Below are 12,756 nucleotides of genomic sequence, written 5' to 3'. Positions count from 1 at the left end.
CCACCGCGGCCACACCGCACTCAAAGGTCAACCACCGGCCAGCCGTGTACCTAACCTGTCAGGTCAGAACAGCTAGCGCGCGCCGTCCGGCGTGCGGACCGGCGTCAGCCCGCCCGCGCGGTACGCCCGCCCACCAGGAAGCCGCCGACGAGCACGACGAGGCCCACGATCGCGACGGGAATCGCCCAGGTGCGGCGGTCGCCGACCGCCGAATGGCACTGCGCGACGTAGTCCGGCGGATCCTCGGTCAGCTCGTCGATGATCGGCAGGTTCTTCAGTTGATTCGGGTCATTGGCATTGGCCTGGCTGGCCGCGGAGTCATCGGCGGCGATGGCATTGCCGCACGAGATCTTCTGCCCGTCTGGTCCGGCGATCGACACCGGAACCAGTAGAGCGATGACCCCGACGAGAAGGACCACCGCACCGACCAGCACAATCACACGTCGCAAATTCATGATCGGTTTGATGCCCCGATAGGCCGGGCACCAAACCTCGCAACGGCCACCGCCAAGCCCGTCACGCAGGCTCACGTTCCATATGTTGTGCTTGTCCGATGTGCGCGCCATGGCCGGAGAGGAGCGAAACGCTTTGGTAGGCCAGTCGTGCTAGATCAAGGGCTCGTCGTCTTCTTGGCCCTGCTCGCCGCGGGCTTCTTGGCGATCGGCATCGTGGTTCGTCAGCGCGCGACCATGGACGTTCCCGAAGAGCAGGGCGTCAGCACCGTGATGGTGATGACCCTGCTGCGCAGGCCGCTGTGGTGGGCCGGCACCGCGGCGGCACTAGCGGGCTACGGCTTCCAGGCCCTCGCACTGGTCAAGGGTTCGTTGCTGCTGGTTCAGCCCATCCTCGTCTCCGCTCTCCTGTTCGCCCTTCCGCTGAGCGCCCGCCTCGCCAACCGCCGGGTCACCCGCGCCGAGTGGATGTGGGCGCTGCTGCTCACCGCCGCGCTGGCGGTGTTCGTCGTGCTGGCCAAGACCCAACCGGGCGACTACGAGGCGTCGGTTCCGCTGTCGGCGCTCGTCGCGGTCGTCTGCACGATCGCGGTGACGGTCTGCGTGATCCTGGCCGTCCGCGGTGGCGGATGGAAACGCGCCGTACTGCTCGCCGTCGCGGTCGGCCTGCTGTTCGGAGTCGTCGCGCTGCTGACGAAGATCGTCATGTTCCTACTCGCGAACGGCGGCGTCGGCGAGGTGCTGACCACCCCGGCGCTGTACCTGCTCCTCATCCTCGGTGTCCTCGCGGTGTTCCTGCAGCAGTCCGCATTCCACGCCGGATCCCTGCAGACGTCGGTGCCGACCATGCTGGTGCTCGAACCCGTCGTCGCGGTCATCCTGGGCGCGGTGGTCCTCGGCGAGCACATGACCGTCGGCGGCGTGAAGGCCATCGCGATCACGGCCGCCGTCGTCGCGATGGCGGCCGCCACGGTCGCACTCGGCCGTGACGAGGGCGCGCTCGAAGAGCGACTCGAGGCCGAGGCCGCAGCGGTGCTCAAGCGCGGCGCCTGAACCCGCGCCGCGAACCCGCTAAGACCCCTCGGACCCCCGCTTGTCCCGAGCCATCGCCGTCCACAGCAGTCCCGCGGCGTCGCGTGCCGCCTGATGCGGGGCGATCGGTTCGGCGATCCCCGGCTGCTGGGCCGGCGAACCGCTGATGTGCTCCAGCAGCGCCACCGCCAGTTCGCGAAGCTTGACGTTGAATTCCTGGCTGGCCCGGCGCAACATGCTCCACGCCTGTTCGGCGTCGCACCCGACCAAACCCATCAACGCGCCCTTGGCCTGTTCGATGGCGCCGCGCGACTGCAGCGCGGCCAGCAGATCCTCGAACGCGGCCTCGTTCTGCGCCGCGGTCGTGACCAGAGCGGCCGAGACGAGTTGCTCGTAGGCGATCAGCGTGGTCACCGTGGCGGCGGATGCGGGCTCGGACAGCGTGCAGGACAACACGATCGCGGCGTCGTCGCGCCAGAACCCCGGGACCGCCGCCGCCCCGTGAACCGCCTTCAAGTCGGCGGCGATCCCGCTCGCGCACTCCGACGTCGCGTCGAAGGCCAGGTCGGGCCAGCGTTCGTCCGTCCACAGGTCGAGGCTCAACACCGGCACCTGGTGGGTCAGTGCGTCGGCGACCGGGCCGCCAAGGCCAGACAGCTGCGCGGCGACCATCTCCTCCTCGATGCCGAGCGCCGCGAGCGTGGAGGGATCCTCGTTGAACCGCTTGTCGTGCACGGTGGCCGCCACTCCCAGAACATTCGGTGTATCGGCCTGCAACCGTTCGAGAATCCTGTGCAACAGCGTGATCAGCTCCGGGTGTTGGCGGGGCTGAAAGCTCGGTGCCGGCACGACAATCCGCTCAGTCGACGACGGTGACCGTCGCGACCTTGTCGAGGCCGGAGATGCCGAGCAGCGTGGTGATGGGGCCCTCCACGGGCACGACGAGGTCGAGCTTGGCGTTCGCCGCGACGGAGAACAGCTCACGAAGGGCTGCGCTGTCGCAGTACGTCACGCCGGTGAGGTCGACGGTGATCGAGGAGTTGTCCGCCGCCGCGCGCGCCAATGCCGCGCTGAACTCGTCGACGTTCGCCAGGTCGATCTCGCCGACGGCGGTGACGACCGGAGAAACTCCGTTGCTTCCGGGCTCGAACCGGAACTGGTTGCGGGTCACCACTTTCCGGCCCCCACCGGCAATAACGTGCAGCAGTGGACGGCAGTGTGAGCGAATCCGTTCACAGAACCTCCCGAAGTCTTAGGGGCCCCACCGCCCCCGTGCATGCCACACAGTCCGCATCGCTGCCTCTTCCTGACAGACGTTCTTTATCAATATTTGTAATACCACGATGACGCCGTCGAGGCAGGTAGAGCTGGTTCAAACGCGAATCTCCGGTAACTGAAACGTCATATCTACGGTAGTGCCGGCCGAGGTCCCGTCGAGATCCACCTGGTCGCTGACGGCGCGCATCAACAGCAGGCCGCGGCCGCGGGTCCCGGGATCGGGAGGCGGCGCCTTCCACGACCCGAAGTCGATGACGCGCACGTGGATTGCGGCGTCGTGGATTTCCGCTTCGACGCGCATGCGCCCGGGCTCACGTCCGCGGTACGCGTGCTCGACGCAGTTCGAGCACGCCTCGTTGACGACGAGGATGAGATCCGACACCGCCGATTCGGAGGCGCCGTTGGCCGCGAGCCAGGCCGCGAGCCGGTGCCGAACCTCGGTCAGCTTCCGTGCCGTGGCCGTGTCGTCGATGACGAGGGAGGCCCTCGGGGTCCGGTAGATCACGATCGCCACGTCGTCGTCGTATCCACTGTCGGGGGCGAGCCTGCCCAACACCGCGTCGGCGACGTCCTCGATCGGCAGGTTCGCGGTATCGGCCAACACGGCGGACATCCGGGCGATCTGATTGTCGATCGGCCGGTCGCGGCGTTCGACCAAGCCGTCGGTGTAGAGCATCAGTGTCGAACCCGGAAACAACGGATGCGACGTCTGCGGCCGAGGCGCAGGATGCCGGACCGCGAGCGGGACCGAACAAGCCTTGTCGAGCAGTTGCGGCGGTGCGGCGTCGGACACCAGCACCGGAGGCACGTGCCCGGCGCTGCTGTACTCCACGGTCGCGGCCACCGTGTCGACGATTGCGACGAACACGGTGGTGCAGTACGCGTCCGGAATGAACTCCGCGACCGAGTCGAGGTGTTCGAGCACCGCCGACGGTTGCGCCCCGGTCAGCAGCAGCGCGCGCGTCGACGCACGCAACTGCCCCATCACGGCGGCGGCCGACAGCCCGCGGCCGACACAGTCCCCGACCACGATCGCGATCCGGCCGTCGCCGACGGGAAGCACGTCGTAGAAATCGCCGCCGATCTCCAACGGATGCACGGCCGGCTCGTAGCGCACGGCGAACCCCGGCGGCAGGTCCATCGGCGCCAGCAGCGACCGCTGCAGCGTCAGCGACGTCTCCCTGGCGCTCTCGAACTGCCGGACATGCTGCATGGCCGAACTGAGGTGACCGACGAGCGCCGAAACCAGCCGTCGGTCCTCGGCGCTGACGACGCGCGGAATGCGGTGCTCGAGGCAGAGCACCACGTCGCGCGCACCGGAGAGGACCGCGACGAACCCGCGCGTGGTGCCCGCGCTTGGGGCCGCGCCGACCGGTGTCACGGTCAGCGGGATCCACGTGCGGGCGTCCTCGAAGGTGCGGCGCCAGTCCTCGTCGAGGTCCCGCCACGAGCTGACCCCCGGTTCGCCGGCGACCCGCACCGTGGGCTCCTCGCCGTCGGCCTTCGGCCACGTGACCGCGATCAGCCGCTGGGCGTCCAGCGGTATGCGGCATTGCGCGAGCGTTATCGCCAGCACCTCGTCGACGTTCTTGGCAACGCTCACGGCCGTCGCCAACCGTGCCATCGCCCGGTCGCGTTCCGCGGCGGCGCGCGGTGCGGTGACGTCCCGGATGGTGCCCACGTAGAGACCGCGCCGCGAGTGGTGATCCGGTACGGCGTTGACGCTGATCGCGACCCACCGCACCCGCCCGTCGCGGTGCCGGATCCTGGTCTCGGCGATCAGGCTGCCGTCGCGGACCAGCGCGGCCCTGCGCTCGTCCGCGGCCAATGCGTCGACCGCCCAGGGGTGGGGCATCGGATACGGCAGGCCCCCTTGCCCGTATCCGGTGATCTCTTCGAAGGCGTCGTTGATCTCGACCACACAGCCGGTGGCATCGGTGACGAAGAAGCCTTCTTGCAGCGAATTGACCAAAGCGCTGCGGAAAACGTCGCGATCGGCGAGATCGTCGGCGCGCGCTCGTTCTCGTTCGTAGCGTTGGTAGAAGTCCACGGGGTCGGTCATGTTCGAGGCAGTCGGCCCTCCCAGCGTCGCGCTCACAATGGAATCGCCGAGCGCACAAGTCTTCCTCGACATTAGCCTGCGTCGAGCACCATGATCCGCCGAAGCACTGATCTACCGCAGGAGGCGAGGGGTTAAGCTCGCCCCATTGCCGTCGTAGTGGCGGCGCCGACCGGAGGACCCACCGTTGTCACGTAATGACCCGATAACCACGTCGATCTCGCACGACGACGGAATCGCTGTGTTGACGGTCGGCGGTGACGTCGACCTCGCCACTGTGCCGGCGTTTCAGGCAGCGATCACCGAGGCGCTGACGCAGGAGCCCTCTGCGCTGGTCGTCGATCTGCTGGCGGTGGACTTCCTCGCATCCGCGGGACTGCAGGCGCTGGTCGCGACGCACGAGACCGTCAGCAAGTCCGCCCGCTTCGCCGTCGTGGCCGACGGGCCCGCGACCAGCAGGCCGATCCAGCTGACCGGGCTCGACCAGGTGTTCTCGCTCTACCCGACGCTGGCTGAGGCGCTGGGCGCGCTGAAGTCCAACTCCTAGCGCAGCCGCAGGCTTCTAGCTGCGGATTCGAACCGAGCGACGGTCCCGGACTTCGGATAGAGTTCCCGAGGTCGGGGGTGATCTTGAAATGTCCCGGCGCAGGTCGGGACAGTGAGGACTCACGTCATGGGCTCAGCTCGGTTCGGTCGTCGGCTCGCAGCCGTCGCGGGCGGCGCCGCCGCGATTGCGATGGTCATGTTCAGCGCCTCCTGCTCTAGCGAGGAGAAGGTGCCCGAGGAGACCACCACGACGACGACGACAACGACGACCACGGAGCCAGCCGCGCCGGCCCCGCCGGTCGAGTCGACGGACAAGGCGCCGCGTATCTCTCCCGGACCCAATCCGTTCTCGCCGTCCGTGCTCGCCCCGCCCGCACCGACGGCGGTCCCGGACCACCGCTAACGGCTCCACCGGGCCGGGCTGGGAAATACGCTGGCGTCCGTGGGAGCGCGGCATCTCGGCCTGCTGGTGCTGATCGCGGCGGGCGTATTCGTCCTCGTCTCCGATCTGCGCCCCGCATCCGCGCGATACGGCGGCGGGGTCATCGCCGGCCCGTACTCCTACCTGTTGGCGAGTTCGGCCGACCTCGGGCCCTCCCGCGACGACGGGGTCCAGCTGACGATGGCGCTGCGCGACGAAGGTCGGCCGGCCAACGTGTTCGCCTGGGCAGGCGACCGCGGCCTCTCCGTCCGCTGGCGGCCGGGACATCGGTGGGCCGTGGTGGAAGGGTCCGCGGCATCCGTCGCCGAGGCGTTCGACGTCGAGGTGCGCGACTACCGCGGGCGCCGCGGCCAGGTCTTCTACGCGTCTCCGCAGCAGCCGGGCGTCCCGGATGTGCTGCGCGACGAGGTTTCTCAGGTCGGTCGGATCCTCGGGTACATCCCGCACCACACGTCGCACACTCCGACGCTGCCCCTCGACGTACCGGACAAAGGGCTGACGCCGCAGGCGTTGCTGACCACCTACAACGCCGCGCCGCTGGCCGCCGACGGCTACACCGGCAAGGGCACCACGATCGTGTTCTTCGCGTTCGACGGGTTCGCGCAGGACGATCTCGACACCTTCGCCGACACCTACGACCTGCCCCGCTTCACCCCCGAGGTGGTCGGTGAACTCGACGAGCCGCGCGGAGAAACCACGATGGACCTGCAGGTGGCGCACGCCGTCGCACCCGATGCGCGCAAGGTCGTGGTCAGCGCCATGCCGACCATCACCGCCGACGGAGCCTTCGAGCGGATCGGCCAGTTGCTCGAGGACACCGACCGGCGCTTCCCCGGCGCGGTGTGGAGCTTCTCGATCGGCTGGGGCTGTGACCGGCTGATCACCGCGGCCGACCTCGCCCCGGTGCGGTCGGCGCTCGCGACGGCGCAGTCGCACGGCACGTCGGCGTTCAACGCCAGCGGCGACCTCGCCGGCCTCGAATGCAAGGGCGGCGACGACTGGTCCTCGCCGCCGGGTGAGAACGACATCGGACTGGACTCGATCGCCTCACTCCCGGAGATGACCGACGTCGGCGGCACCACCCTGTCGACGGACGGCCAAGGCCGGTGGCTGTCCGAGCAGGCGTGGTTCGACGTTCCGCTGACGGTCGGCACCGGGGGCGGCGTCTCGGCGGTGTTCGACCGCCCGGACTGGCAGCGCGCCGTGCTGCCCGACCGCGACACCGACCGGCGGCTGACCCCTGACGTGGCGGCGGTGGCCGACCCGTTCACCGGTGTGCGGATCGTATTTGCGCAGACGCCGTTGGTCGGCGGCGGCACCTCGCAGGCGGCGCCGATCTGGGCGGGCCTGGCCGCGGTGATGAACCAGTACCTGCTCGCCAACGGTGGACGCGCGCTCGGCGACCTGAACCCGCTGCTGTACCGCATCGCGCAGGGCGCCCCGCTGCCCGCCTTCCGCGATGTGACGCTCGGCGGCAACGTCGTCGCCGACGCCACGCCCGGCTACGACCTCGTGACGGGGCTCGGCACGCCCGATGTCGACAACCTTGTGCGCAACATCCTCATCCTGCAGGAGGCGGCCGCATGAGCACGGGTGACGACGACAGCGTCCCGACCGTCGAGTGCCGGGTCTGCAAGGTCGACGTGCCCGCGGGAGAATACTGCGGGCTGTGCGGCTGTCATCTGACACCGCGGCCGCGGGAGGGCCCGGATTGGTTGCGGCCGCGCGATTTCAGCGCCGCGCCCGACGAACACCTGTTGCAGCTGGCGGTCGCGAGTTCGCTGTTCCCGCATCTGCCGCAGCGCTCGCGCTCGGCATTCCGGATCGGCCTGCTCGTTCTGGTCGCGGCGCTGGTCGCCTTCACACTTCTGCGGCTACCCGCCGCGCTCGTGACCGTCGCCGCGCTGGGGTTGCCGCTGCTGTTCGTGCTGTACCTGCGCGAGTCAGATGCGTTTCGCGACTTCCCGCTCGGCACACTGGTTCTCACCGTCGCCCTGGCGGTCGGGCTCGCCGTGGGGTGGGTGTTGTTGACGGGTGCGACGTTCGCCAGGTCCTACAACGTCGGACTGGGTTCGGCGATCGTCGGCGCGCGCATGCTGCGCATGGGCATCGTGGTTCCGCTCGGCGGGGTCATCCTGATGCTGCTGCCCGCGGTGCTGGTCCGTGCGATTCGACCGTCCTCGCGAGAAGCCCTGGACGGCTTCATGATCGGGACGCTGGGTGCGTTGAGCTTCACCGCCGCGGCGACGTTGACGCGGCTGGCCCCGCAGTTCGGCACCGGGGTGGTCAGCAAGCGGCCGATGGAAAGCCTGTGGGTCGAGGCGGGCATCCGCGGCTTGGCGGTGCCGTTGACCGCTGCGGCCGCGGGCGGATTGATCGGCGCGGCACTGTGGTTCACGCGTCCACCGAGCAAGCGCGACCAACGCCCGGTCCTGGTGCGCGCGGTGCTGGTGGGCTTCGCGGTCGCGGTGCTGGTGGTGTACCTGGCGCTGGGCTTGATCGACGTCGCCCACTTCCCACAACTGCTGATGCTGGTGCTGTACCTCGCGCTGGCGGTGGCGGCACTGCTGCTGTTACGCGTCGGTCTGCACCTGGCACTCCTGCACGAGGCGCACGACGAGATCCGCGCGGAGGAACCGCTGCTGTGCCCGCACTGTGGGCACGTCGTACCGGACATGGCGTTCTGTCCGGCGTGCGGGGTCGCGACAAGGGCCTCGTCGCGATCGTCGCGCACGGCGCGGCGCGAGGCGCGACCGGTGCGCGGTGACCCCGAATGAGCGCACCGACAACAAATTTCTTTCCCGGATACGCGGTTCCGGCCGGAACGTACGCGGCACCGGCACCGCGGCGAACCTCGCGAAAGCGACTGGTGCTGACGTGGTTCGCCGCGATCGTCGTGCTCGCCGCGGCCCTGGTCGGGGTGTCGGCGCTGCTCGCCAAGCCACCGGTGCGCTACGTCTGCCCGCCCGACTGCGGTCGGCCGCCGACCGGCACCCCCGTGTCGATCAACCCGCGGTTCACCGCGCCGGACGGAACGTTTTCGGTGTCCTATCCCGCGCCGGAGTCGGCCTACCGGGTGAGCACCAAGCCCAACGGGGTGACCGCCGAACTCCTCGCGGGCGACGGCGGGACGCTGCAGCTGTTCAGCGAACCCGCCGCGGGCAGGTCTGCGCGTGACATCGCAAAGTCGTTGGTGAAGAAGACGTTTCCCGATACCCGGACCGCGTACGAGATTCCCAACGCGATGGTCGGCTACCAGTCGGGGTACGGCGAGGCCGCCGACTGCTGGCCGCAGGGCGCCAACAGCAGCTATATGCGCATGAGGGTGCTGGTGATGGCCGCAGTGAAGGACGACCTGGCGCTTGTCGCGGCGGCGGTCGGGCCCTATCACCAGTTCGGTCCCGACTTCGGATTCGGTAAACCGTCCGGCGCGAACCTCCAGATCGCCCTGGACATGGGCAAATACGTCAACAGTTTCAGCTGGCGCGGGGATCCGCCCCGGTGACGAGTTCAGATGGAGCCGTTGAACAGGCACAACCAGGTGGCGATCAGCATGGTGACCGCCAGTATCCCCGTCACGACCACGTGAGCCAGCAGATGCGTTCGGTCTTTCATGGCGGCGACGCTAGGTACGGCGCCTGAGAATCCTCTGGCAGCGCCTGCAGATTCCGCTGATTCGGTGGGTCAGACCGACGATGTGACTTTCGCCGCAGCGTGTTCGGGCATCGGTTCGTAGCGGGCGAACGCTCGGGTGAACGTGCCTGCGCCATGCGCCAGCGACCGCAGATCGATGGCGTAGCGGGTGAGTTCGACCTGGGGGATCTCGGCCTTGACCAGGGTCCGGTCCTCACCGACCTTGTCGGTGCCCAACACGCGGCCCCGTCGCCCGGCCAGATCGCCCATGATCGCGCCGACGAAGTCGTCGGGAATCAGCACCGAAACCTCGTCGACCGGTTCGAGCAGGTTCACCTTCGTCGCCGCGGCGGCCTCCCGCAATGCCAGCGAGCCCGCCATCTGGAAGGCGAAGTCGGAGGAGTCGACGCTGTGGGCCTTGCCGTCGAACAGGGTCACCCGGATGTCGACGACCGGATAGCCGGGCCCGACGCCCTTCTCCATCTGCGCGCGGACACCCTTCTCGACGCTCGGAATGAACTGTCGGGGCACCGCGCCGCCGACCACTTTGTCGACGAACTCGAAACCCGAGCCCTCGGGCAGCGGTTCCACCTCGATGTCGCACACCGCGTACTGGCCGTGTCCGCCGGACTGCTTGACGTGCCTGCCGTGGCCTTTTGCCTTGCCGCCGAACGTTTCTCGCAGCGGCACCCGCAGTTCGACGGTGTCGACGGCGACACCGTATCGCCGCGCGAGCGTGTCGAGCACGACGCTGGCGTGCGCTTCACCCATCGTCCACAGCACGATCTGGTGCGTCTCGGGGTTCTGCTCGATGCGCAGCGTCGGGTCTTCGGCGGCCAACCGTTGCAGCCCCCCGGACAGCTTGTCCTCGTCGGTCTTCGCCCTGGGCTGTACCGCGATGGGCAGCAGCGGTTCCGGCATGCTCCACGGCCGCAGCACCAGCGGATCGGACTTGTCGGAGAGCGTGTCTCCGGTCTCGGCGCGGCTGAGCCGTCCGATCGCGCAGATGTCGCCCGCGATCACCGACGGCGCGGGGCGCTGCTGTTTGCCGAGCGGGAACGACAGCGACCCGATGCGCTCGTCCTCGTCGTGGTCCTCGTGCGCGGCCAGCGAACCCGTCAGCGTGCCGCTCCCGCCGAAGAACGACGAAAAGTGGCCGGACACATGGACCGTCGAGTCGGGCGTGATGGTTCCCGAGAACACCCGGATCAGGCTGACCCGACCGACGTAGGGGTCGGACGTCGTCTTGACGACCTCCGCCAGCAACGGACCGTTCGGGTCGCAGGGGAGCTCGGCGCGCGGTTTGCCCTGCGGCGTGAAGACCTCGGGCAGCCGATGCTCGGGTGGCGGCGGGAAGCCCGCGGTGATGATCTCGAGGAGCTCGAGCGTGCCGACGCACGTGCCGCTGCACACCGGAAGTGCGGGGAAGAACGTCGCCCTGGCGACGGCCTTCTCCAGATCGTCGATGAGCACCGACTGGTCGATCTCCTCGCCGCCGAGGTAACGCTCCATGAGAGTCTCGTCCTCGGACTCCTCGATGATGCCCTCGATCAGGGCCCCGCGATGTTCGGAGATCGCGTCGGCATACGAGCCGTCGGGTTCATGGGTGCCGGTGCGCTTGCCGTCGGCGTATTCGTAGTGTGTCTGCGACAGCAGCCCGATCAGGCCGGTGCACGGCGAATTCGCAGGGAGATACAGCGGAAGCACCTTGTCGCCGAACGCCTGCTGCGCGGCGGCCAACGCGTTCGCGTAGTTCGCGCGGGCGTGGTCGAGCTTGGTGATGACCACCGCGCGCGGCATGCCGACCTGGTCGCACTCGTGCCACAGCGCCTTGGTGGGTTCGTCGACGCCCTCGTTGGCGGCGATCACGAACAGCGCGCAGTCCGCGGCCCGCAGGCCCGCCCGCAGTTCTCCGACGAAGTCCGCGTATCCGGGAGTGTCGATGAGGTTGACCTTGACGCCGTCGTGGCGCAGCGACGCGAGCGCCAGGCCCACCGAACGCTGTTGGGAGATCTCGGCGTCGTCGCTGTCGCAGACCGTGGTGCCGTCCTGTACGGAGCCCGGTCTGGTGAGGACGCCGGAGGCCACCAGAAGTGCCTCGACGAGTGTGGTTTTGCCGCCACCCGATGGGCCCACCAGCACCACATTGCGGATGGCGGCCGGACTGTCCGCGGTCGGGGCGGCTCCGGCGCCCTGGGAATTTGTCGTCTTGTCTGCCATGACGTTCCCTTCCACGACGGCTGCCGAAGCCGCCAAAGTGTGTGTTAGACCACAATTCCCCTAACCGACAGCGAACACAAGGGATTCACCGAATTCAGGTTCAGGCCTGCCACGACGACCAGTTCGTGATGGTCACGGCGACCACCGGACCGTCGAGGGCGATGCGCTGGTACTGCGGATACTTACCGCGTAGCAACATGTAACCGGTCGCCAATTCTTCGCCGCTGTAATGAATTTGGGCTCGACCGTCGGCGCGCACCCACCACAATCGCGCCCAGTCGTCCTCGTAATGGTCGACGAGCATGCTCACCTGTGGGTTGCCCTCGATGTTGCTCAACCGCCGCAGCCTGCGCGTCGACTTCCGCTTGGCGTCGACCGCGGTGTAGGCCACGCCGGCGTGCACCGCGAACACCACCGGCACGAGGTGCGGCGCACCATCGGATCCCACGGTCGCGAGCATCGCGACGGGCGCCGCGGCGAAGATGGCCTCGGGTTCGAATGCGGCCATTTTCGTAGCCTATTCCGGTTCGGCCGGGACGGGCATCGTCTCGCCGCGGCGGTGCCCATCATTCACAGGAGTGAGCGGGAATCGGCCGTACGGCGCCCGAGTTGAATTCATTGTTCAGTATTCGCGAGACGTCGTCCTAGGGGGCCCGCCCCGCACGAGCGAAAGAGGACGACCATGAAAACACGGTTGATCGCACCCCTGGCGATGGCCGCCGCTGCCGCGGCGATCGGATTCGCGCCGCTGGCCGATGCCGCGCCGACGGGCTGCTCGTACACCGGCGGCGCCGTGGCCTGTCAGACTCCGGGCAACGTGGAGATCACCACCCAACCGGGGCAGGCCTCAGCGGACGCCGCCCGCCTGCAGTACCCGTTCTTTGCCCCCTATGGCTTCGTGGTCCGCCACGACAACCGCCAAGACGTAGGGCACCATCACCGCTGACCCGGCCGCTGAGGCGCGACGCTGATCGGCGACCGGGTGACGGGCGTGCGTGTCACCCCGATCTCCGGTTCGCGGCCGGACCGCGGCGCCGGCGTGCGCGGTCGATAGGTCGCGGGCGGCGGTGGGGCTGCCGGAGGCGGCGATGCCT

The 12,756-nt window shown here is 68.7% G+C and carries 13 protein-coding genes; 7 read left to right on the top strand and 6 right to left on the bottom strand.

Annotated features, from left to right (window positions below):
• Window positions 1–104: 104 nt before the first annotated feature.
• Window positions 105–455, bottom strand: a complete 351-nt coding sequence (locus A5752_RS08535) for an aminopeptidase (RefSeq protein ID WP_067084257.1) — start codon at window positions 453–455, stop codon at window positions 105–107.
• Between the two features lie 147 nt (window positions 456–602).
• Here A5752_RS08535 and A5752_RS08530 point away from each other — a divergent pair, with 147 nt between their 5' ends.
• Window positions 603–1,505, top strand: coding sequence for a DMT family transporter (locus A5752_RS08530; protein ID WP_067084253.1), 903 nt, complete (start codon window positions 603–605; stop codon window positions 1,503–1,505).
• Window positions 1,506–1,523: 18 nt separating this feature from the next.
• Here A5752_RS08530 and A5752_RS08525 read toward each other — a convergent pair whose 3' ends face one another.
• From A5752_RS08525 to A5752_RS08515, 3 genes are all read right to left on the bottom strand, one after another.
• The gene (locus A5752_RS08525) at window positions 1,524–2,333 is read right to left on the bottom strand and encodes an ANTAR domain-containing protein (protein WP_067084251.1); all 810 of its coding nucleotides are present in this window, start codon (window positions 2,331–2,333) and stop codon (window positions 1,524–1,526) included.
• 10 nt (window positions 2,334–2,343) lie between these two features.
• Window positions 2,344–2,655 (bottom strand): STAS domain-containing protein, encoded by a 312-nt coding sequence (locus A5752_RS08520; protein WP_067084255.1) that lies wholly within the window; start codon window positions 2,653–2,655, stop codon window positions 2,344–2,346.
• Window positions 2,656–2,856: 201 nt separating this feature from the next.
• Entirely contained in the window at window positions 2,857–4,824 is a 1,968-nt protein-coding gene (locus A5752_RS08515; RefSeq protein ID WP_067084249.1) for a SpoIIE family protein phosphatase, read from the bottom strand.
• 184 nt (window positions 4,825–5,008) lie between these two features.
• On the opposite strand from A5752_RS08515, the gene A5752_RS08510 reads away from it, so the two are divergent.
• The 5 genes from A5752_RS08510 to A5752_RS08490 all read left to right on the top strand — a co-directional run bounded on the left by A5752_RS08510 (window position 5,009) and on the right by A5752_RS08490 (window position 9,314).
• Entirely contained in the window at window positions 5,009–5,368 is a 360-nt protein-coding gene (locus tag A5752_RS08510; RefSeq protein WP_082963807.1) for an STAS domain-containing protein, read from the top strand.
• Between the two features lie 126 nt (window positions 5,369–5,494).
• A complete protein-coding gene (locus A5752_RS08505) occupies window positions 5,495–5,770 on the top strand; it encodes a hypothetical protein (protein ID WP_067084245.1) in 276 nt (91 codons plus the stop codon).
• 39 nt (window positions 5,771–5,809) lie between these two features.
• A complete protein-coding gene (locus tag A5752_RS08500; RefSeq protein ID WP_067084243.1) occupies window positions 5,810–7,396 on the top strand; it encodes a S53 family peptidase in 1,587 nt (528 codons plus the stop codon).
• Window positions 7,393–8,586, top strand: a complete 1,194-nt coding sequence (locus A5752_RS08495) for a hypothetical protein (protein ID WP_067084241.1) — start codon at window positions 7,393–7,395, stop codon at window positions 8,584–8,586. The genes A5752_RS08500 and A5752_RS08495 overlap by 4 nt, the downstream gene beginning before the upstream one ends.
• A complete protein-coding gene (locus A5752_RS08490) occupies window positions 8,583–9,314 on the top strand; it encodes a hypothetical protein (protein ID WP_067084240.1) in 732 nt (243 codons plus the stop codon). Before A5752_RS08495 ends, A5752_RS08490 begins: the two co-directional genes overlap by 4 nt.
• Before the next feature lie 179 nt (window positions 9,315–9,493).
• Here the strand turns inward: A5752_RS08490 and A5752_RS08485 are convergent, their stop codons facing one another.
• Both A5752_RS08485 and A5752_RS08480 read right to left on the bottom strand, forming a co-directional pair.
• The gene (locus A5752_RS08485) at window positions 9,494–11,662 is read right to left on the bottom strand and encodes an elongation factor G-like protein EF-G2 (protein ID WP_067084238.1); all 2,169 of its coding nucleotides are present in this window, start codon (window positions 11,660–11,662) and stop codon (window positions 9,494–9,496) included.
• Between the two features lie 100 nt (window positions 11,663–11,762).
• On the bottom strand, window positions 11,763–12,170 hold the full coding sequence (locus A5752_RS08480) for a TIGR03668 family PPOX class F420-dependent oxidoreductase (RefSeq protein ID WP_067084236.1): 408 nt from the start codon (window positions 12,168–12,170) through the stop codon (window positions 11,763–11,765).
• Window positions 12,171–12,344: 174 nt separating this feature from the next.
• Here A5752_RS08480 and A5752_RS08475 point away from each other — a divergent pair, with 174 nt between their 5' ends.
• On the top strand, window positions 12,345–12,608 hold the full coding sequence (locus tag A5752_RS08475) for a hypothetical protein (RefSeq protein WP_067084234.1): 264 nt from the start codon (window positions 12,345–12,347) through the stop codon (window positions 12,606–12,608).
• The last annotated feature ends 148 nt before the right edge of the window (window positions 12,609–12,756 follow it).

The organism is Mycobacterium sp. 852002-51961_SCH5331710 (genome assembly GCF_001665535.1).
GTDB lineage: Bacteria > Actinomycetota > Actinomycetes > Mycobacteriales > Mycobacteriaceae > Mycobacterium.
The sequence above is the reverse complement of the archived record's forward strand: the minus strand, read 5'-3'. Positions and strand labels throughout refer to the sequence as shown.